Source organism: Achromobacter sp. SIMBA_011, assembly GCF_046535435.1.
GTDB classification, from domain to species: domain Bacteria; phylum Pseudomonadota; class Gammaproteobacteria; order Burkholderiales; family Burkholderiaceae_B; genus Achromobacter; species Achromobacter dolens.
Window position 1 is genome coordinate 217,424 of record NZ_JAWRWN010000008.1, and the last position, 20,436, is coordinate 237,859.

The following is a 20,436-nucleotide window of genomic DNA, read 5'->3' on the forward strand; positions in this document are numbered from 1 at the left end:
CTACATGAACAATTGGATGTTGCCGAACGCGGCGTCGCAGTTCACCAGGTCGACGCGCTTGAGGCGGATACGCAGCGCGCCGTCCTGCTCGACCAGGTGATGCGTGGCCCAGCCGGCGTACAGCGTCTGCGCGTCCTGCCGCGTCTCGACGTAATGGAAGGCGGTGCGCACCACGTGGCGGCCCTGGTCCGGCGCCGAATCGGGATGGTCGTGTTCGACCGTGGGCGCCTGTAGCAGATGATGGCAGCGGCTCTTGGGCTGCTGCGAGAAGGTGCGCTGGCCGGCCAGGCGTTCGACCCGCACGCGCAGCAGCAGCTTGTCCTCGTACATGAGCGAGGCGTGCAGGCGGGCGTCGGTCTGGCCGTGGGCCAGCGGCATCCAGTAATGGCCGTCCTCGGTGTACAGATCCAGCCAGTCCTCGAAGCGCAACTCGTCGAGCAGGCGCGCCTCGGCGTAGACGAAATCGATCAGGTCGCGGTCGCTCAAGCTCATGCCTGCTCCGTCATGTAGCGGCCCCATGCGCGGTATTGGTTGCGCATCTGCCATTCGTTGGTGCCGTTGGTGGTGACGTTCTTCTGGCCGATTTCGGCGGGGTCGTACAGGCGGCCGACGTTGACCCAGTCGCGGGCGCGCGATTGCAGGCCATCCTGCGCGCGCTCGTACATCTCCAGGTCGTCGTGGCCGACCACCGAGGTGGGCGCGTTGATCAGGCGGTTGTACATGAGGGTGCGTTCCAGCAGCAGGTCGGGCGCGCCGACCAGGCGGAAGGTCCACGACTCCACCAGGGTGCGGTCGGCGGCGATCGGCTTGAACACGCGCAGGGTCTGGATCGGGCCCTTGACCATGATGTTGGGGAAGTACACGGTGTTGTGGCGCACGTCGCCCAGGATCTGGCGGGCGCGTTCCTCGCCATAGGCGGCGACCATCGACTCCCAGTAACCCGGAATGCCCGAATAGGCGGCGTGGATCGAATCGGACACGCCGGTGTGTCCGTGGCCGTTTTCCCAGACGCGGATGCCCATGTTCTCGAAGAACTCGTAGGGCGAGATGAATGGCGCGAACAGTTCCACCGCCATCGGCTTGGGCGTGCCGGCCGGGGCTTGTTCCCAGACCTTGACCGCGGTGCCGGCCGACGACTCGTGCGCCACCATCGGATGGCAGGTGTCGGTCTGGTTGTCGACCAGCATCTTCCAATTGCAGCGGTGCATGTAGCGCAGCACGCCGCCGGCCACTTCCAGCCGGCCCTCGGGCGAGCGGTCGACCATGTTGTCCAGCGTCGACAGCGCGTCGCCGAAGAAGTCCTCGAACGACTGGCCGTTCGGGTTCAGGCGGCAGAACACGAAGCCGCGATGGTTGCGCACGTCTTTCACCGCCGCCATGCCCTGGCTGGCCTCACACTGCTCCAGGCCGGTGTTTTCGTAGCCTTTTTTCAGCGGGATCGACAGCAGGCTGCCGTCGGTCTTGAAGGTCCAGGCGTGATAGGGACAGCGGAAGAACTTGCCGGTGTTGCCGCAGGCGTCGCCCGCCACCATGGTGCCCTTGTGCGGGCAGCGGTTGTGCAGCACGCGCACCGAACGGTCGCTGTGGCGCACCATCACCACCGGCTGGTTGCCGACGGTGGTGGTGATGTAGTCGCCGGGGTTGGGCACCTGGCTGTCGTGGCCGACGTAGACCCAGGTGTTGGCGTACAGCCGTTCCATCTCCAGGTCGAACAGTTCGTCGTCGATGAACAGGTCCTTGTGCACCTCGGTCTCGCGCAGCAGGGCGCGGATGGCGTCGGGGTTGTCGCGGTATTTGGCCATGGGAGTCTCCTCTTGTCGCGCCCGGCCCTACAGGTCCAGCACCAGGCGCGCCGACTTGGCGCGCGAGATGCAGATCTGGATGATCTTGCCGCTGGCTTTCTCGGTATCCGACAGGTAGTAGTCGCGGTGGTCCGGCTCGCCCTCCAGCACGGTGGCCTGGCACACGCCGCATTCGCCGCGCTTGCAGTCGTACATCGGGTCGCAGCCTTCTTCTTCCATGACGTCGACGATGGTCTTGTCGGCGGGAATCGTCAGCACCCGGCCGGACTGGCGCAGCTCGACCTCGAAGGGCTGGTCGCCGGCCTGCGGCGCGGCGGTCGCGAACAGCTCGAAATGGATGTGGGCGTCGGGCCAGTGGCGGGCGCGCGCTTCCTGAATGACGGCGTCGATCAGGCCCTTGGGGCCGCAGACGTACAGGTGCTGGCGCGGGCTGGCGGCGTCCAGCAGCGCCTTCAGGTCGAAGCGGCAGGAAGCGTCGTCGTCCGCATGCGGCACCAGCGCGTCGCCGGCCAGCGCCTGCAATTCCGGCAGGAACGCCAGTTGGTCGCGGCTGCGGCCGCTGTAATGCAGTTCGAAGGCGCGGCCGGCGGACTTGAGCGCCGCGGCCATCGACGCCACCGGCGTGATGCCGATGCCGCCGGCGATCAGCACCACCGGTTCGTCGCCAGCCGGACCCTCGTGCAGCGGGAAATCGTTCTTCGGTCCTTCGACGCTGAGCGTGTCGCCCACCGCCAGGCGATGCATGTGGCGTGAGCCGCCCGCGCTGGCTTCTTCCAGCCGCACTCCCAGGCGGTATTCGACGGGTTCGGCGAAGCGGCCGGCTTCCGGCGTCAGTTGCACCAGCGAGTAGCAGCGCGGTTCGCGCAGGCCCGGCACGCTGACCTTAAGGTGGGCGCCGGGGCCGAAGGCGGGCAGGGCGCCGCCGTCTTCGCGCGCCAGGCGCAGCGAGCGGATCAGCGGCGATTCCTGGCGGACTTCACGGACGATGAGTTTCAGGGTTTGCACGGCGTTCGTCTCTATCTCGATGTCAGGCGGCCAGTTTCTCGGCCAGTTGGCGTTCCATGGGGCCGCATTTCTCGTCGGCCAGCGCGGCCTGGCGCAGGGCGCGCAGCGAGGCCGCCGCGTCGGGCCGGCCCGCCAGCTTGGCGGCGGCCGCGATCAGCTGGCGGTACTTGCCGCCGCCGCGCGCGTGGGTGTCGCTGTAGCCCTTGACCAGGCGGCGGCAGTTGACGGTCTCGACGGCCAGGTCGTAGTCGCGTGGCGCCAGGTCGGCGATCAGGTCGAGCCATTGCGTCAGGCCTTCGGATTCGATCTGGTGGCGCAGCGTGCGGCGCCGAAAGCGGCGCATGCCGGCCAGCGTGTACAGCATCAGGAAGCCGCCCAGCGTGCCGCTCTGCATGCGACGGCCCTTGCCCAGGCGGCGTTCGACGAAGCCGCCGAAGGCTTTCGACCGTTCCAGCCAGCGGCCCAGCCCGGCCGGCAACGTGCCGCAGATCTCTTCCAGCCGCGGGTGCATGAATTCGGTGGTGTAGACCAGCTGATCCGGTTTGGCGCCGACTTCGGCGCGCACCCGCTCGAAGCGGCTGCCGCGCGTCTTCAGGTCGGCCACGCGGATCACGTCGTCATAGGCCATGGCGGTGGCCAGGTAGCGCGCGGCGGCACACGTCAGCGCCCACTGTTTCGATTCGCCACCGTGGCGCGCGTCCAGTTCGCGGATCGCGGCCATGCGGGCCAGGTAGTCCTCGGCGTATGCCAGGTCCTGGAATTCGATCTGGCGGCGCGCGCCGGCCGTCAGCATCGGCTGCGCACAGGCGGGAAAGTCGCGGGTGATGCGGTCGAGCAAGGCTTGCGCTCTCGGGCTGGCGGCGCGCTCGGGCACGACGGGCACCGGGCGCGCCAGATCGATCGCGGCCGGTTGCGCGGGCGCCTGGTCGGCGGCCTCGAAGCCCAGCGCGAAGGCGCGCAGGCTGGCGTCCACGCCGACGCCGGCGCGGCGCACGGTGGCCTCGAAGTCGTCGCGCGAGAACGGCAGCGCGCCGCTGCCGGCGACGGCGCCGAACAGGCTGGCGCTGATGACGCTGCCGGCGCGGTCGGCCAGGTCCTGCAGGTCGAAGCAGAGGAAGCGGCGGGCCGCCGCGCGGCCGGCCTCCAGCACCTTGTTGGGATCGGCAATGCCGTTGCCGGGCGCCGATTTCTCGCTGACCGCATAGCTGCGGTGCGAAGAGGCGATCAGCACGCTGCGGTCGGGCGTCACCAGCCCGCGCTGGATGGCGCGGCCGCCTTCCATCAGTTCGGCCGCCACCACCAGGTCGACGTCGCCCGGCGTGGGCATCAGCGCCAGGGCGGGCGGACGGCCGGCGCGGGCCACGTCCGACTCGGGCAGCAGTTCCAGGTAATAGATGGTGGCGCCGGTGCGCTGCGCCACGCCTGGCACCGAGGTGGTCTGGGCCCACCAGCCGGCGTGCTCGGCCATGTCGACGATCCAGTCGGCCAGCACGCCGCCACCCTGGCCGCCCATGGCCAGGATGGCGATCTTGATGGGAGTGCCTTGCTGCAATGCCACCGGGTTCATGGGGCGGGTCCTCACAGGGCGAATTTGGCCAGGCGCGCTTCGCGGCGGCGCTGCAGGTAGCCGATCACGCCCTGGCGCAGGCGCGCCAGGAAACGGTCGCGGCCGCTGGGGTTGTGGACGATGTCGGCGCGGTAGAAGGAGGGACACAGCACGGCGGCGTGCGCCACTTCGCCGCAGTTGCCGCAGCCGACGCAACTGCTCTCGACGTGGGCGACCGGATCTTCCTTGAGGGGATCGCCGCTGTCCTTGACCGTCAGCGACGGGCAGCCGGACAGCCGGATACAGGCATGGTCGCCGGTACAGACGTCGGGGTCGACGCCGAAGCGTTCCTTGACCACGCGCTTGCCGGCCTTGACCGCCTGGTTGAACAGCGGCTTGATGCGGCGCTGCTTGTTCAGCATGCATTCCGACTGGGCGATGATGACCTTGGGGCCCTTGATGTCGGTGGTCAGCGCTTCCTCGATGGTGGCGCGCACCTTGGCCACGTCATAGGTGCGGTCCAGCGTGCGCACCCACTTCACGCCCACGCCGCGCACGGCCTGGTCGATGGGATTGTTGGTGGAGCGGTCCGGATTCTCGGCGCGCGAGGACAGGATGTCCTGCCCGCCGGTGGCCGAGGCGTAGAAGTTGTCGACGATGACGATGACGCCGTCGTACTTGTTGAACACCGCGTTGCCGATGCCCGAGGCCAGGCCGTTGTGCCAGAAGCCGCCGTCGCCCATGATCGAGATGGGCCGCTTGGCCGCTGGCACGTTGAAGGCCGCGGCGCTGGATGCGCCCAGGCCGTAGCCCATGGTGGTCGCGCCCAGGTTGAACGGCGGCAGGATCGAGAACAGGTGGCAGCCGATGTCGCAGGAGATATGGTGCTGGCCCAGCTTCTCCTGCGCCAGCGTCAGGGCCGAGAAGATCGGCCGTTCCGGACAGCCGGTACAGAAGCCGGCCGGGCGCGGCGGCACCACGGCGGTCAGTTCCGCGACGTGCTTGTGGAAGGTGATGGGCTGCTCGGCCGGCCGCGGCGCGGGCTTGGGCCGCGTGATCTCGGTGACCTGCAATGTGGCTTTGGCGGCGTCGTCGGCGGCCACGGCCGGATGGGTCTGCAGCGATTCGGGGCGTTCGCGCTTGAGGAAGGCGCGCAGGCCGTCGCGCATCACCTGAGTGGTGTATTCGCCCGCCATCGGCAGCACGTCCTTGCCGGACAGCTTCGTATCGACGCCGGCCTTGCGCAGCACCGCGTGCAGGGCCTGCTCCAGATAATCGGGCTGGCCTTCCTCCAGCAGCAGCACGGCGCGCTTGCCGCGGCAGAAGTCGATGACCTCGTCCTCGATCACGGGGTAGGCCACGTTCATCACATACAGCGGGATGCGGCTGTTGCCGAAGTTGTCCGCCAGGCCCAGCAGTTGCAGGGCGCGGATCACGCCGTTGTACAGGCCGCCCTGCAGGATCAGGCCGATATCGTCCTGGTCGCCGTCGAAGTGCTCGTTGAGCTTGTGTTCCTTGATATAGCGGATGGCGGCGGGCCAGCGTTCCTTGATCTTTTCCTGCTCGTGCAGGAACGACGCGGGCGGCAGCACGATGCGGCTGGTGTCGCGCGCCGGGCTTTCCAGCGCCTGGGCCAGCGAGAACGCCGGCCGCTGGTTGTCCTTGGCGATGAAGCGGCCGTGCACGTGGCAGCCGCGGATGCGCAGTTGCAGCATCACCGGCGTCTTGCTGGCCTCCGACAACGCGAAGCCGTCTTCCACCGCCTTGACCATGCTTTCCAGGTTAGGGCGCGGATCGAGCAGCCAGATCTGCGACTTCATGGCGAACGCGTGCGAGCGTTCCTGCATGATGGACGAGCCTTCGCCGTAGTCTTCGCCGACGATGATGAGCGAGCCGCCGGTGACGCCGCCCGATGCCAGGTTGGCCAGCGCGTCGGAGGCGACGTTGGTGCCGACGGTGGATTTCCAGGTGACCGCGCCGCGGATCGGGTACATGACCGAGGCGGCCAGCGTGGCGGCGGCGGTGGCTTCCGAGGCGCTGGCCTCGAAGTGCACGCCGAGTTCCTGCAGGATGTCGTTGGCGTCGGCCAGCACGTCCATCAGGTGCGAGATGGGCGAGCCCTGGTAGCCCGCGACATAGCCCACGCCGGATTGCAGCAGCGCCTTGGTGACCGCGAGAATCCCCTCGCCGCGGAATTCTTCGCCCGCGCCGATGCGCAACTGCTGGACTTCTTTCTTGAAAGACCTTTCAGCCATCTCGAACTCCTCCACGCGGACCGGCATCCGGGTCCCGAAGTCATGCTGCCGCGCAGCACGCCCATGTCACGAAATTTCGCTCTGAAAAATACTTTAGGAGTCAACGTTTTAGCTGTCAACAAAAAAGATGAAATTTCATGGAATCAAAAAAATATCATGCGAAAACAAGGGTGTATATACTGGTTGTTCTCTATCCGAGTGCTCGTGAAAACGCGCTTTGATGGTGCAAAAACGGGTCGCGATTCGGGGTATACCCTGTGCTGCGCAACAGCATTGCGCCGTGTCATGGCGCAGGCGCGCGCCAACGTGGTGCAATGCGCCTGCCGGCCTCGGGTCGCCTATTCAATATTGATGCGTGGGAGCGGAACAACATGCGGTCGGACAAGCACGGCGGCGGTACCCAGGACGGCGGTGCGCGGTTCGTCGATGACTACCTGGCCTATCTGCTGGCGCAGGCCAGCCAGCGCATCTCGGCGGAGTTTCATCAGCAGGTGAAAGCGGCCGGCCTGTCGGTGACCGAATGGCGGGTGCTCGCCAGCCTGGAAGGCAGCGCTGGCGAAACCATCGGCGACCTGGCGGTGCTGGCCATCACCAAGCAACCGACCTTGAGCAAGGTGGTGCAGCGCATGGAAACCGAAGGGCTGGTGACGCGCACGGAAGTGCGCGCCGACCGCCGCCAGACGCGCGTGGTCATCACCACCAAGGGCCGCCATCTGATCGCCGCGCTATGCGAGCAGGCCATGCAGCACCAGAAGGCGGTGCTGGCGCCGTTCGGCGAGGATCAGGCGGTCCTGCTGATTGACATGCTGCGCCGCCTGATGGCCGAGCACGTGCCGCTAGACCTGCCGCTGGACGCCGACGAATAGGGCGGCGCGCGCGGGCAGGGCGGCAAACGAGCCCCGATCCGGGGTGTCGGGATGGGGTGCCCCGACCGAACGCTGTTTACATACAGGGCCAGCGATTTTTTTGTCATATTTTTATATGTCCCTAAATATGTTCTCCCTCTGAAAACCCCCTCCGGTACGCATAAACCCTTAATTGACGCGGGTCTTGGGGCTAGGCAATATCGCGCCGGTATTCAGACTACAGTCAGGAGTTGAACCTATGCGCCGCACTTTGATTGCCATCGCGATCGCCGCCGCCGTGGCCGTGCCCTCGATCGGGCAGGCCAAGACCTTCCGTTGGGCCGCCCAGGGCGACATCCTCACCTTCGATCCGCACTCGCAGAACGAAGGCATGACGATTGCCGCCAACAGCTATGTCTATGAACCGCTGGTGGACTACGACAAGGACTTCAAGGTGGTGCCGCGCCTGGCGACCGAGTGGGAGCAGGTTTCGCCCACGCTGTACCGCTTCAAGCTGCGCCCCGGCGTCAAGTTCCACGATGGCGCCGCCTTCACGGCCGACGACGTGGTGTTCTCGGTGCATCGCGCCATGGCGCCCACCTCGAACTACAAGGCGTACACCACCGGCATCAAGGAAGCGCGCAAGATCGACGACCTGACGGTCGAGATCGAGACCACCGCGCCCAACCCGGTGCTGCTGCGCCAGTTGCCCAACGTGTTCATCATGAACAAGGCCTGGTCGGAGAAGAACAACATCGCCAAGCCGCAGGACTTCGTCAACAAGGAAGAGACCTTCGGCGCGCGCAACACCAACGGCACCGGCCCGTACAAGCTGAAGTCGCGCGAAGTCGACGTGCGCACCGTGTTCGAAGAGAACAAGGACTGGTGGAACAAGGCCGGCAAGGTCGGCAACGTGACCGAAGTGGTGTTCACGCCGATCAAGCAGAACGCCACCCGCACCGCCGCGCTGCTGTCCGGCGAGATCGACTTCGTGCTCGACCCGGCCGCGCAGGATCTGGACCGCCTGCGCCAGTCGGCCAAGGTGGTCGAGGGCAACGAGTACCGCACCATCTACCTGGGCCTGGACCAGAAGCGTCCCGAGCTGCAGTATTCCAACATCAAGGGCAAGAACCCGTTCCAGGACATCCGCGTGCGCGAGGCGCTGTACCGCGCCATCGACGTCGACGCCATCAAGCGCGCGGTGATGCGCGGCCTGTCGGCGCCGACCGGCACCATGATCGCGCCGCAGGTCCACGGCTGGGCCGAGTCGCTGCACAAGCGCGTGCCCTACGATCCCGAGAAGGCCCGCGCGCTGCTCAAGGACGCCGGCTATGACGGCACGCTGAACTTCACGCTCGACTGTCCCAACAACCGCTACATCAACGACGAGGCCATCTGCCAGGCGGTGGTCGGCATGTGGGCCAAGGTGGGCGTGAAGGCGACCATGAACGCGATGCCGCGTTCGACCTACTTCCCCAAGGTGCAGAACTCCGACACCAGCGCCTACCTGTTCGGCTGGGGCGTGCCGACGTTCGACGCCATGTACACGCTGCAGAACCTGATCCGCACCAAGGGCGAGGGCGCGGACGGCATGTACAACCTGGGCAACTACAGCAACAAGGAACTGGATGCGATCATCGACCGCATCAAGACCGAAACCGACGCGGCCAAGCGCGACGCCGACATCCGCAAGGTGCTGGAAGTCCACGCCCAGGAATTCGGCCACATCCCGCTGCATGACCAGGTCATTCCCTGGGCCATGCGCAAGAACGTGTCGGTGATCCACCGCGCGGACAACCGCCTCGTTGCCGACTGGGTCAAGGTCGACTGACCCCGCCCTTCCGGCTAACCAGACAGCGAAGCCCCGCGGGGCTTCGCCGTTTTGCCTTTCCCGCCTATGTTTGCTTTCATACTGCGTCGCCTGTTGCAGGCCGTAGCGGTGATGCTCACCGTCGCGCTGCTGGCCTTCGTGCTTTTTCAATACGTCGGCGACCCTGTCACCATCATGCTGGGGCAGGACGCCACCGATGCCGAGCGCATCGAACTGCGTGAGCGCCTGGGGCTGAACGAGCCCGCCATCGTCCAGTTCGGCCACTTCGTGGCCAACGCCGCGCAGGGCAATTTCGGCATTTCGCTGCGCCAGAGCGAACCCGTTTCGAGCCTGCTCAAGTCGCGCCTGCCGGCCACGCTGGAGCTGTCCCTGGTGGCGGCCCTGCTGGCGCTGGTGGTGGGCGTGCCGCTGGGCGTGTACACCGCGCTCAAGCGCAACAGCCTGCTGTCGCAGCTTCTGCTGGCCGGCTCGCTGCTGGGCGTGTCGTTGCCGACCTTCCTGATCGGCATCCTGCTGATCCTGGTGTTCTCGGTGCAACTGGGCTGGCTGCCCAGCTATGGCCGCGGCGATACGGTGGCGCTGGGCTGGTGGACCTCCGGCCTGTTCACCGCCAATGGCTGGAAGCACCTGATCCTGCCGTCGATCACGCTGTCGCTGTTCCAGATGACGCTGGTGCTGCGGCTGGTGCGCTCCGAAATGCTGGAGGTGCTGCGTTCGGATTACATCAAGTTCGCGCGCGCCCGCGGCCTGAAGCGGCGCGCCATCCATTTCGGCCACGCGCTCAAGAACACCATGGTGCCCGTCATCACCATCACCGGCCTGCAACTGGGCGGCATCATCGCTTTTGCCATCGTGACCGAGACGGTGTTCCAGTGGCCCGGCATGGGGCTGCTGTTCATCCAGGCGGTGCAATTCGCCGACGTGCCGGTGATGGCCGCGTACCTGTGCCTGATCGCGCTGGTGTTCGTGGTGATCAACCTGATCGTCGATCTTCTGTATTTTGTCGTGGACCCGCGCCTGCGCTCCGGGTTGACCCGCGGCGGAGGTGGCCACTGATGCGTGCCGTTCTGAAACGCTGGTGGGACAGCGACATTGCCTGGGCCTGGCGCCGGGCGCCCGTGGCCATCGTCGCCACCGTGCTGCTGGCGGCCCTGCTGATCGGCTCCTTCGGGGCCGGCTGGGTGGCGCCGCACAATCCGTTCGACCTGACCAAGGTCGAGCTGCTGGACGCGCTGCTGCCGCCGGCCTGGTCGCCCAATGGCCAGTCGACCTATCTGCTGGGCACCGACAGCCAGGGCCGCGATCTGTATTCGGCGATCCTGTATGGCACCCGCGTGTCGCTGCTGATCGGCCTGGCCTCGGTGCTGCTGTCGATGCTGATCGGCATCGTGCTGGGGCTGATCTCGGGCTACGCGGGCGGGCGCATCGATGCTTTCATCATGCGCATCGCCGACGTGCAGTTGTCGTTCCCGGCGATCCTGATCGCGCTGCTGATCGACGGCGTGGCGCGCGCCGCGGTGCCGCGCGAGCTGCACGAGATCATCGCGTTCCCGGTGCTGATCGGCGCCATCGCGCTGGCCGGCTGGCCGCAGTACGCGCGCACGGTGCGCGGCTCGACCCTGGTGGAGAAGAACCGCGAATACGTGCAGGCGGCGCGCGTGATCGGCGTGGCCTCGCCCGTGATCATGTTCCGCCACGTGCTGCCCAACGTGCTGGGGCCGGTGCTGGTGCTGGCCACCGTGCACCTGGCGACCGCCATCATCACCGAGGCGACGCTGTCGTTCCTGGGAGTGGGGGTGCCGCCGACGGCGCCGTCGCTGGGCACGCTGATCCGCATCGGCAACGATTTCCTGTTTTCCGGCGAATGGTGGATCACCATCTTCCCGGGCGCGGCGCTGGTGCTGCTGGTGTTGTCGGTCAACCTGCTGGGCGACTGGCTGCGCGACGCACTCAACCCGCGCTTAGGGTGATGGCCCACCCCCGAAGCGCTGCGCGCTTCCCCCTCAAGGGGGCATGCTGGCGGACCGGCGAAGCCGGCTCCGCGGCATCCCGATGGTCCCGTCGGCATTTCATCGGCCTCGGGGGCGCTGTACGTGGAACACGAATTTGAGAAATACCTATGAGCGCATTACTTGAAGTCCGCAACCTGCGCGTGGAGTTCCCCACGCGTCGCGGCACGCTGCTGGCCCTGGACGACGTGTCCTTTTCGATCCAGGCGGGCGAAGTCCTGGGCGTGGTGGGGGAATCGGGCGCCGGCAAGTCGCTGACCGGCGCGTCCATCATCGGCCTGCTGGAACCGCCTGGCCGCATCGCCGGCGGTGAGATCCTGCTGGCGGGCCGGCGCATCGACAACCTGCCCGACGAGCAGATGCGCCGCGTGCGCGGCCGCGAGATCGGCGCGGTGTTCCAGGACCCGCTGACCTCCCTGAATCCGCTGTACACGGTCGGTCGGCAACTGGCCGAGACCATCGTGACGCATCTGGACATGAGCTGGTCGCAGGCGCGCAACCGCGCGGTCGAGCTGCTGGCGGCCACCGGCATCCCGGCGGCGCGCGAGCGCATCGATCACTACCCGCACCAGTTCTCGGGCGGCATGCGCCAGCGCGTGGTGATCGCGCTGGCGCTGGCGGCCGAGCCCAAGCTGGTGGTGGCGGACGAGCCGACCACGGCGCTGGACGTGTCGATCCAGGCGCAGATCATCGAGCTGCTCAAGCGCCTGTGCCGCGAGCAGGGCACGGCGGTGATGCTGATCACGCACGACATGGGCGTGATCGCGGAAACGGCGGACCGGGTGGCGGTGATGTACGCGGGACGCGTGGCCGAGATCGGCCCCGTGCGCGACGTCATCCACCAGCCGCGCCATCCGTACACGATGGGGCTGATGGGATCGATCCCGTCGCTGCAGGGACATGCCGAGCGGCTGGTGCAGATCGACGGCAGCATGCCGCGGCTGAACGCGATTCCGCCGGGCTGTGCCTTCAATCCGCGTTGCGGGCGGCGCCTGCCGCGCTGCGGCCAGGACCGGCCCGAGCTGATGCCGGCGGGCACGTCCCGTGCGGCCTGTTGGTTGCATGAAAACGAAGTCGAGGTGGCCACATGAGCACGCCGTTGGTGGAAGTGAAAGACGCGGCGCGATGGTTCGATGTGTCGCCGCCCTGGCTGGAGCGCAAGCTGGCGGGCAAGCCGCGGGTGATGCTGCGCGCGGTCGATGGCGTGTCGTTCGAGATCAATCGCGGCGAGACCCTGGCGCTGGTGGGCGAGTCGGGCTGCGGCAAGTCGACGGTGGCGCGCATGCTGGTGGGGCTGTATGGGCTGACGCGCGGCGATATCCGTTTCGACGGCCAGCCGCTGTCGCGCATGGCGGAGCCGGGCGGGCGCGAGCTGCGCAAGCGGCTGCAGATGATTTTCCAGGATCCGTACGCGAGCCTGAATCCGCGCTGGCGCGTCGGCCGCATCATCGCCGAGCCGATGCTGACGCACACGAAGATGACGCCGGCCGAGCGCACGGCGCGAGTCGGCGAGCTGCTCCGTCAGGTGGGGCTGGATCCGGCCGACCAGGGCCGCTATCCGCACCAGTTCTCGGGCGGGCAGCGCCAGCGCATTTCTATCGCGCGGGCGCTGGCGGTGAATCCGGAGTTCCTGGTGTGCGATGAGCCGACCTCGGCGCTGGATGTGTCGGTGCAGGCGCAGGTGCTGAACCTGATGAAGGACCTGCAGCGCGAGCTGGGGCTGACCTATCTGTTCATCTCGCACAATCTGGCGGTGGTGCATCACGTGGCCGATCGGGTCGGGGTGATGTACCTGGGGCGGATGGTGGAGGTGGCGCCGCGCGATGAGCTGTTCGCGCGGCCGCGGCATCCGTATACGCGGATGCTGCTGGCGGCGATTCCGGATATCGATGGGGCCGGCAAGCCGCGCACGGCGGTGGCGGGGGAGGTGCCGAATCCGTTGAATCCGCCGTCGGGGTGCACGTTTCATCCTCGGTGTCCGCATGCGAATGAGCGGTGCAGGGGGGAGGCGCCGGTGGGGCGGATGGCGGGGGGGGCGGTGGTGGCTTGCCATGCGGTGGAGGAGGGGCGGATTGCGGGGTGATCTTTTGCTGTCTTAGTCCTGCGGGTTGTTTGGGTTCTTGAGGCGTCTGTCGCGGCGGTCGGCGGGGTGTGCGGGGCTACGATTGCGGTCCGGAGCCTTCGCTCCGGACTGCCCCTGCGTCATCCTCGTCCGCCTTCGGCTCCCTACGGATTCCCTTGGGCGCGTCTACACGCCCCGCACACCCCGCCGCCCGCCGCGACAGACTTGCGTCAGCGGCTCATGACGGGTGCTGGGGCGACTGGTGTGCTTGGCGTGTTTGCCGGCACCGTCGTGGGGGGAGAGGGTCTTGCGGGGCTGCTGCAACGGGGCCGCGCGGGCGGCCCGTTGCAGCGTCTGAGGGGTGGGGCGTCGAGGTGGTGCTGGCTTGCTCGCTTGCCCGCTTTTTTGGCGGGGCGGTGTCGCGGGAGAGTGGTTTTGGCAAAGGGCTTCTTTTGGGAAGCCCTTTTTGCTTGGTGGCGGGCGGCTCATTGGGGCCTGCCGCCTGCCTTCCGGTTCAGTGGCGGTGACCCGGATCGTTGTGGTCGTGAGCGTGGTCGTGGGCGTCGTCCTCGTCCTCGTCGTCGTCTTCCTCGTCTTCCTCGTCTTCCTCATCCGGGTCGGGCAGGGGTTCCTCGGTCAGGGCGAAGGGCAGGACGTCTTCCAGGTTGTCGGACCAGGCGGACTCTTCGCCGTCGTGGTCGAGCTTGATGAAGCGTTCGCCTTCGTTCAGCGAGATCTGGATGGCCCAGAGGTAGAGGCAGTCGTAGGTGTCGTCGCCGGTCGGGGGCAGGCCGCCGCGGTTGCCGAGCAGGCGGGCGCCGGGGCCGCCGAGCTGGACGTGGGTCTGTTCTTCGTCGGGCTCGGCGTTTTCGTCAATGGGCACGCCATAGGTGACCCATTCGGTGCCTTCTTCGCCCAGCACCACTTCGGCCAGGACGGGCTTGCCCAGGTAGGCGCTGAGGGCGTCGGCGGTCTTGGCGAGCATGTCCAGCTCGGTCGCGCTGAAGTGGGTCAGGGAAGGCGGGGGCGTGGCGGAGGCGGACATGGGGGTTCCTGGCGCGATGATGCCGCGGGGACGGCGTTACGAAAAAAATGCAGACGCTATTGTCTCGCGATCGCGCGCGGCTTGCATCGGGCGCTTGGATTACGCGGCCTTCAGGCGGCCGCCGGGGCGCGCTTGCGGGCGCTGTCGGGTGACTGGCCGGTCAGGCGCTGGAACATGGCGATGAAGGCGGACGGCGTGCTGTAGCCGAGTTCGCGCGATACCACCTGTACTGACTGGCCGGCGTCGAGCATTTCCAGCGCGCTGACCACGCGCAAGCGTTGGCGCCACTCGTTGAACGACATGCCCAGGTGTTGCTGGCAGTGGCGCAGGAGGGTGCGTTCGGTGATGCCGGCGGTGGCGGCCCAGTAGGCGGCGCCGCGCTTGTCGCCGGGCTGGCGCTGCAGGGCGGTCAGGATGGGGGCCAGCACGGGTTCGGTCGTGGACGGCAGGTAGCTGGCGTAGACCGGGGCGACGCGGATCTGGTCGATGACCACTTGCGCCAGGCGCCGGTCGTCCGGCGTATCTGGATAGGCGATGCCGCGCCGTTCGAAGTCGGCCAGAATGGCGCGCATGACGGGACTGATCTCCAGCGTGCAAGGCCTGGCGGGCAGGTCGACGCAGGCGGCGGCCGGGATGTCGATGCAGGCGTAGTGCACTTCCCCCTGGTTCTGGCAGCAGTGCGAGACGTGCGGCGGTATCCAGATGGCGTAGTGGGGCGGCGACAGGTAGGTGCTGTCCTCGATGCCGATTTCCATGATGCCGGACAGGGCGAAATTCAGTTCGCCCCAGGGCGAGCTGTGGCGTTGTATGCGCGAGTGCGGCAGGAAGTGCAGGATGCGGCAGGCCAGCGGATAGGGGCGGCCCGGGCCAAGGCTGGGCGGGGCGGCGGCGAGGTCCATGTCCGAAGTTCGCTGGTGGTTGTCGGTTTTTCATTATATACAGCGAGTCGGACAGGTCCTACACTGGCCGGCCGTTATCTGCTTTTGGTTTTATCCCCATGACGCGCGTCGATGTTTCGCCCACTCCCGCCCGCTATCTGCTGTTCCCGCTGCTGGCGGCGCTGATCTGGTCGGTCAACATGATCGTGACCAAGATGGCGGCCGGCGTGATCGCGCCGGCCGCCATCGGCTTTTACCGCTGGGCGCTGGCGGGGCTGCTGCTGACGCCGTTCGCGCTGCCGGCCGCCTGGCGCCAGCGGCGCGCGCTGTGGCCGTACCTGCCCAAGTTCGCGGTGCTGGGCGGCCTGGGCATGGCGTTGTACCAGGGCCTGGCCTACGTCGCGGCCGGCAGCACCACTGCCACCAACATGGGCATCATCACCGCGATGATTCCGTTGCTGACCATCGCGGTCGGCGCCGTGGTGTTGCGCGAGCGTCCCTCCCTGATGGCGCTGCTGGGCGGCCTGCTGTCGCTGGCGGGGCTGGCGTTGCTGATCGGCGAAGGCGATCCGGCGCGCCTGTTGTCGGTGGGCGCGAACCATGGCGATGTGCTGATGGGCGTGGCGGCGTTGGCCTACGCGCTGTACGGCGTGCTGCTGCGGCGCTGGGGTTTGCCGGCCGGGCCATGGGTGTCGCTGTACGTGCAGGTGGCGTTCGGCGTGCTGTTCCAGTTGCCCGCCTTTCTGATGGCGCCCGCCTCGCCGCTCAATGGCGATAATCTGCCGCTGGTGCTGTATGCCGGCCTGTTCCCGTCGCTGTTCGCGCCGTTCCTGTGGATGCAGGGCGTGCGCCACCTGGGGCCGGCCCGCGCCAGCGTGTTCCTGAACCTGATGCCGGTGGCCACGGTGGCGATCGCGGCGCTGTTCCTGGACGAGAAACCGCACCTCTTCCACATTGTCGGCGGCGCGATGGCGCTGGCCGGCGTGATGCTGGCGCAGATGCGGGCGCCCTTCGCCGGGGCCCGCCGCGCGCGGGCAGCCTCGTAGGGCGCCACGCGCCTCAGTCGGGCACGGGCTTGCCGTGCCAGTACCGCTGGGCGTGTTCCACCGCCACCCTGGCCGGCACGCGCAGGCCGTGGCCCGCGCCCAGCGCGAAGCGCCGCGCCAGTCCGGCGTCGATCAACGACTGGCCGACCGGCAGGAAATGGTCGGAGTCGAGCAAGGCGGGCTGGTCATAACGCTTCCAGACACGCCGGCCGTGCTCGATGATGGGCGAGGCCTCGGGCTGGCGCGGCCGTGTCGGCCAGGCGCGTTGTTCGGCCAGGTGCAGCATGGTGCAGACGTCAAAGCCGACGCCCAGCAGCAGGATCTCGGCGTCGGCACGCAGCAGCTTTGCCAGCGGCGAGGTTTCGCCCAGCGGGTCGTCCAGCCGGTGGTTGGCGGTCAGCGCGTCGGCGCCGGCGCCGACGGCCGCGAACGAACAGGTGGGATGCAGGCTGCGCACGGCGCCGGGCCAGGTGCGGAACAGTTCGGCCACCGCGCCCATGCCACGCGTGGGCGTGATGGCGGGATCGTAGGCCGGCATGTGCTCGCACAGGGTGTCCAGCCAGGCGGCCGGCACCGGCGGCGCCTGCCATTGCGCGGGATCGGTCAGGTCGGAGGAGTGCGCCGGCATCGCCACCAGGCCGTCGGAACCGACGCAATCGAGCAAGGCCTGGATCAGCGCCACGGGACCGCCCGCGATCCAGCCCAGGGCGCGCAGCGAGGTGTGCACGAGCACCGTGGCGCCGGGGCGCAGGCCGCCCTCGCGCAATTGCGCCGCGAGGCTGTCGCGGGTGGCGGGAAACGGGGTGCGGGCCAGCAGGTCGGCTTCGGTCATCGGGGTGGGCAGGGCGCCGCGAAAGGCGTCATGGAACGGACACAAGCCGTAAATATAGCCTTGCCACCCGCGCGCGGACCCCGCCCGCACGCCTGTCCGGGTTCCGGCCTACAATCAGCGATTCATCAGCTTTCTTTCCCTATACGAGCCCATGGCCCAATACGTCTACACCATGAACCGCGTCGGCAAGATCGTGCCGCCCAAGCGGCAGATCCTGCGTGACATCTCGCTTTCGTTTTTTCCTGGCGCCAAGATCGGCGTGCTGGGCCTGAACGGCTCGGGCAAGTCGACGCTGCTGAAGATCATGGCGGGCGTGGATCGCGAGATCGAAGGCGAAGCCATCCCCATGCCGGGCCTGAACATCGGCTACCTGCCGCAGGAACCGCAGCTCAACCCCGAGCACACGGTGCGCCAGGCGGTTGAGGAAGGCCTGGGCGCGGTGGTCACCGCCAAGAAGCGCCTGGACGAGGTCTATGCGGCCTACGCCGAGCCTGACGCCGACTTTGACGCGCTGGCCGCCGAGCAGGCCGAGCTGGAAGCCATCATCGCGGCCGCCGCCTCCAGCGGCGCCGACGACATCGAACACCAGATGGAAATCGCCGCCGACGCGCTGCGCCTGCCGCCCTGGGATGCCATCGTCGGCAACCTGTCCGGCGGTGAAAAGCGCCGCGTGGCGCTGTGCCGCCTGCTGCTGTCCAAGCCCGACATGCTGCTGCTGGACGAACCCACCAACCACCTGGATGCCGAAAGCGTCGAATGGCTGGAACAGTTCCTGCACAAGTTCCCGGGCACCGTCGTGGGCGTGACCCACGATCGCTACTTCCTGGACAACGCCGCCGAATGGATCCTCGAACTGGACCGCGGCTACGGCATTCCCTGGAAGGGCAACTACAGCTCGTGGCTGGAGCAGAAGGAAGATCGCCTCAAGCAGGAAGAGGCTTCCGAATCGGCCCGCCAGAAGACCATCAAGAAGGAACTGGAGTGGGTGCGCCAGAACCCGAAGGGCCGCCAGGCCAAGGCCAAGGCGCGCCTGGCCCGCTTCGAGGAACTGTCGTCCTACGAATACCAGAAGCGCAACGAGACCCAGGAAATCTTCATTCCGGTGGGTGAGCGCCTGGGCAACGAGGTCATCGAGTTCAACAACGTCAGCAAGGCCTACGGCGACCGCTTGTTGATCGACAACCTCAGCTTCAAGATTCCGGCTGGCGCCATCGTCGGCATCATCGGCGCCAACGGCGCCGGTAAATCGACGCTGTTCCGCATGATCGCGGGCCGCGAGCAACCGGATTCGGGCGAAGTGAAGATCGGCCAGACCGTCAAGCTGGCCTACGTCGACCAGTCGCGCGACGCGCTCGAAGACAAGAAGACCGTGTTCGACGCGGTCGCCGACGGCGCCGACCTGATCACCGTGGGCAAGTTCGAGATGTCCTCGCGCGCCTACCTGGGCCGCTTCAACTTCAAGGGCGGCGACCAGAACAAGGTGGTCGGCCAACTGTCGGGCGGTGAACGCGGCCGCCTGCACATGGCCAAGACGCTGATCGCCGGCGGCAACGTGCTGCTGCTGGACGAACCGTCCAACGACCTCGACGTCGAAACGCTGCGCGCGCTGGAAGACGCGCTGCTGGAGTTCCCCGGCAGCGTCATGGTCATCAGCCACGACCGCTGGTTCCTGGACCGTATCGCCACGCACATCCTGGCTTTCGAGGGCGATTCGCAAGTGGTGTTCTTCGATGGCAACTACCAGGAATATGAAGCCGACAAGAAGCGCCGCCTGGGCGAAGAGGGCGCCAAGCCCAAGCGCCTGCGCTACAAGGCACTGAAGTAAGCCGGCCTGCCAGGCGGTCCGAAAATCCCGGCCATTGCGCGCCGGGATTTTTTTCGGATGATAGAATCAAAAAGTTCATCATTTGATGCGAATTTTTGCTCCAATCATTGCAAGGAGGCCAGTGTGCGTACGACTGTGACGCTCGATGACGACCTGCTCGAATTGGCCCGTACCTATACGGGCGTCCAGGAGACATCGGCGCTCGTAACGCGAGCGTTGACCCAGCTCGTGCAGAAAGAGGCCGCGAAGCGGTTGGCCAAGCTTGGTGGTAGTTCGCCCAAGTTGAAGCCTATCCCGCGGCGGCAGACGGAATGCAATGATCCTGGTTGACACTTCCATCTGGATAGACCATTTATCCGACGGCGAGCCATATCTGGTGCGCTTGCTCGAGGAAGAAAGTGTATTGATGCACCCCTTCATCGCGGGTGAATTGGCGCTGGGTTCGTTGGGCCGACGTGATGTCGTATTGGGTGCGATGTCGCTATTGCCTCAAGTCGTGCGTGCGAGTCATGACGAAGTCATGCACTTTCTTCATAGCGAGAAATTGTTTGGAAAGGGCATCGGCTATGTGGATTTACACTTGTTGGCGTCCACGCGACTGACACCTGGCGCTGCGCTATGGACCCGGGACAAACGGCTGCGGGCACTCGCCAACACCTTGAGCCTGGCGGTTGATCCCCCGAGATATCATTGAATGAAGCGGTTTGGCGTGATGGTCATACCGTATCGTCGATACCGCCTTCAACCTCAGGAGACCTCCCATGCTGCTGCAAGCCTCCGATTCCACGCTGCTCATCGTCGACATGCAGGGCCGCCTGATGCCCGTGATCCACGACGGCGACGCGGTGTTGGCGGCCAACGCCAAGCTGGCGCGGGCCGCTCGGCTGCTGGATGTGCCCGTGGTCGCGACGGAACATCACAGCAAGATGCTGGGCGTCACGGTGGCGCCGCTGGCCGAACTGGTGCAGTCCACGTTCCAGAAGATGCACTTCTCCGCCGCGCGCGAGCGTGGCTTCGAGGCCTGGCTGCCGGCGGCGCGCAAGACGGTCCTGGTGACCGGCTGCGAAGCCCACATCTGCGTGTTGCAGACCGTCATCGGTTTGACCGAGCTGGGCTACAAGGCGGTGCTGGTGGCCGACGCGGCGGGCTCGCGCAAGCCATCCGACCATCATGCCGCGCTGCGCCGCGCGCGCGCCCACGGCGCCGAGATCGTCACGTCGGAAATGACCATTTTCGAGTGGCTGGAGACTTGCGAGCATGCACGCTTCCGCGACGTGTTACGTCTGGTCAAATAGCGGCCCGTTCCAGCAACACTGTCCCTGGGAAGCGCAAGGATTCCCTCGCCGTTTGACACAATTCCTGGGCAAACTTCACAGCGCGGGGCGGGATATTTTGCGATCCTGAAGGCTCTAAACCCACAAGGGGCATCGTGCGCTCGCGTCTGGATCTTGGTGC

19 protein-coding genes are annotated in these 20,436 nt (G+C 66.9%); 11 read left to right on the forward strand and 8 right to left on the reverse strand.

The window, feature by feature from the left end; genetic code table 11:
- The 5 genes from SB816_RS23975 to SB816_RS23995 are packed head-to-tail and all read right to left on the reverse strand — an operon-like array spanning nucleotide 1 to nucleotide 6,608.
- Entirely contained in the window at nucleotides 1-492 is a 492-nt protein-coding gene (locus SB816_RS23975; protein WP_049071602.1) for an aromatic-ring-hydroxylating dioxygenase subunit beta, read from the reverse strand.
- Nucleotides 489-1,802: an aromatic ring-hydroxylating dioxygenase subunit alpha gene (locus tag SB816_RS23980; RefSeq protein ID WP_054416497.1), complete on the reverse strand. Its 1,314-nt coding sequence runs from the start codon at nucleotides 1,800-1,802 to the stop codon at nucleotides 489-491. Before SB816_RS23980 ends, SB816_RS23975 begins: the two co-directional genes overlap by 4 nt.
- A gap of 27 nt (nucleotides 1,803-1,829) precedes the next feature.
- A complete protein-coding gene (locus tag SB816_RS23985) occupies nucleotides 1,830-2,807 on the reverse strand; it encodes a PDR/VanB family oxidoreductase (protein WP_269874296.1) in 978 nt (325 codons plus the stop codon).
- Nucleotides 2,808-2,829: 22 nt separating this feature from the next.
- A complete protein-coding gene (locus SB816_RS23990) occupies nucleotides 2,830-4,374 on the reverse strand; it encodes an indolepyruvate oxidoreductase subunit beta family protein (protein ID WP_269874297.1) in 1,545 nt (514 codons plus the stop codon).
- 11 nt (nucleotides 4,375-4,385) lie between these two features.
- On the reverse strand, nucleotides 4,386-6,608 hold the full coding sequence (locus SB816_RS23995; protein WP_410547640.1) for a thiamine pyrophosphate-dependent enzyme: 2,223 nt from the start codon (nucleotides 6,606-6,608) through the stop codon (nucleotides 4,386-4,388).
- Between the two features lie 371 nt (nucleotides 6,609-6,979).
- Between SB816_RS23995 and SB816_RS24000 the strand changes: the two genes are divergently transcribed.
- The 6 genes from SB816_RS24000 (at nucleotide 6,980) to SB816_RS24025 (ending at nucleotide 13,376) form a co-directional block, all read left to right on the forward strand.
- Complete coding sequence (locus tag SB816_RS24000; protein ID WP_054501795.1) at nucleotides 6,980-7,474, forward strand: MarR family winged helix-turn-helix transcriptional regulator; 495 nt, start codon at nucleotides 6,980-6,982, stop codon at nucleotides 7,472-7,474.
- 238 nt (nucleotides 7,475-7,712) lie between these two features.
- Nucleotides 7,713-9,284 carry an ABC transporter substrate-binding protein gene (locus tag SB816_RS24005; RefSeq protein WP_116792700.1) on the forward strand — a complete coding sequence of 524 codons (1,572 nt, stop codon included), beginning with the start codon at nucleotides 7,713-7,715 and terminating at the stop codon, nucleotides 9,282-9,284.
- Between the two features lie 66 nt (nucleotides 9,285-9,350).
- Nucleotides 9,351-10,340 (forward strand): ABC transporter permease, encoded by a 990-nt coding sequence (locus tag SB816_RS24010; protein ID WP_006388963.1) that lies wholly within the window; start codon nucleotides 9,351-9,353, stop codon nucleotides 10,338-10,340.
- Nucleotides 10,340-11,254: an ABC transporter permease gene (locus SB816_RS24015; RefSeq protein ID WP_054501792.1), complete on the forward strand. Its 915-nt coding sequence runs from the start codon at nucleotides 10,340-10,342 to the stop codon at nucleotides 11,252-11,254. Before SB816_RS24010 ends, SB816_RS24015 begins: the two co-directional genes overlap by 1 nt.
- A 149-nt stretch (nucleotides 11,255-11,403) precedes the next feature.
- The gene (locus SB816_RS24020; RefSeq protein ID WP_116792701.1) at nucleotides 11,404-12,384 is read left to right on the forward strand and encodes an ABC transporter ATP-binding protein; all 981 of its coding nucleotides are present in this window, start codon (nucleotides 11,404-11,406) and stop codon (nucleotides 12,382-12,384) included.
- Nucleotides 12,381-13,376 carry an ABC transporter ATP-binding protein gene (locus SB816_RS24025; protein ID WP_410547641.1) on the forward strand — a complete coding sequence of 332 codons (996 nt, stop codon included), beginning with the start codon at nucleotides 12,381-12,383 and terminating at the stop codon, nucleotides 13,374-13,376. Before SB816_RS24020 ends, SB816_RS24025 begins: the two co-directional genes overlap by 4 nt.
- A gap of 493 nt (nucleotides 13,377-13,869) precedes the next feature.
- Here the strand turns inward: SB816_RS24025 and SB816_RS24030 are convergent, their stop codons facing one another.
- Both SB816_RS24030 and SB816_RS24035 read right to left on the reverse strand, forming a co-directional pair.
- A complete protein-coding gene (locus SB816_RS24030) occupies nucleotides 13,870-14,400 on the reverse strand; it encodes a hypothetical protein (protein WP_410547642.1) in 531 nt (176 codons plus the stop codon).
- Between the two features lie 110 nt (nucleotides 14,401-14,510).
- On the reverse strand, nucleotides 14,511-15,299 hold the full coding sequence (locus SB816_RS24035) for an AraC family transcriptional regulator (RefSeq protein ID WP_064522720.1): 789 nt from the start codon (nucleotides 15,297-15,299) through the stop codon (nucleotides 14,511-14,513).
- A gap of 98 nt (nucleotides 15,300-15,397) precedes the next feature.
- Here SB816_RS24035 and SB816_RS24040 point away from each other — a divergent pair, with 98 nt between their 5' ends.
- Entirely contained in the window at nucleotides 15,398-16,324 is a 927-nt protein-coding gene (locus SB816_RS24040) for a DMT family transporter (protein ID WP_175168411.1), read from the forward strand.
- Between the two features lie 13 nt (nucleotides 16,325-16,337).
- Here the strand turns inward: SB816_RS24040 and SB816_RS24045 are convergent, their stop codons facing one another.
- Nucleotides 16,338-17,201 (reverse strand): aminoglycoside N(3)-acetyltransferase, encoded by an 864-nt coding sequence (locus SB816_RS24045; RefSeq protein WP_410547643.1) that lies wholly within the window; start codon nucleotides 17,199-17,201, stop codon nucleotides 16,338-16,340.
- Between the two features lie 106 nt (nucleotides 17,202-17,307).
- Here SB816_RS24045 and ettA point away from each other — a divergent pair, with 106 nt between their 5' ends.
- From ettA to SB816_RS24065, 4 genes are all read left to right on the forward strand, one after another.
- Nucleotides 17,308-18,981 carry an energy-dependent translational throttle protein EttA gene (gene ettA, locus SB816_RS24050; protein ID WP_006388972.1) on the forward strand — a complete coding sequence of 558 codons (1,674 nt, stop codon included), beginning with the start codon at nucleotides 17,308-17,310 and terminating at the stop codon, nucleotides 18,979-18,981.
- 57 nt (nucleotides 18,982-19,038) lie between these two features.
- On the forward strand, nucleotides 19,039-19,311 hold the full coding sequence (locus SB816_RS24055) for a type II toxin-antitoxin system VapB family antitoxin (protein WP_336235836.1): 273 nt from the start codon (nucleotides 19,039-19,041) through the stop codon (nucleotides 19,309-19,311).
- Nucleotides 19,298-19,675, forward strand: a complete 378-nt coding sequence (locus SB816_RS24060) for a type II toxin-antitoxin system VapC family toxin (RefSeq protein WP_054501788.1) — start codon at nucleotides 19,298-19,300, stop codon at nucleotides 19,673-19,675. The genes SB816_RS24055 and SB816_RS24060 overlap by 14 nt, the downstream gene beginning before the upstream one ends.
- 67 nt (nucleotides 19,676-19,742) lie before the next feature.
- Nucleotides 19,743-20,276 carry an isochorismatase family protein gene (locus SB816_RS24065; protein ID WP_410547644.1) on the forward strand — a complete coding sequence of 178 codons (534 nt, stop codon included), beginning with the start codon at nucleotides 19,743-19,745 and terminating at the stop codon, nucleotides 20,274-20,276.
- Nucleotides 20,277-20,436: the final 160 nt, after the last annotated feature.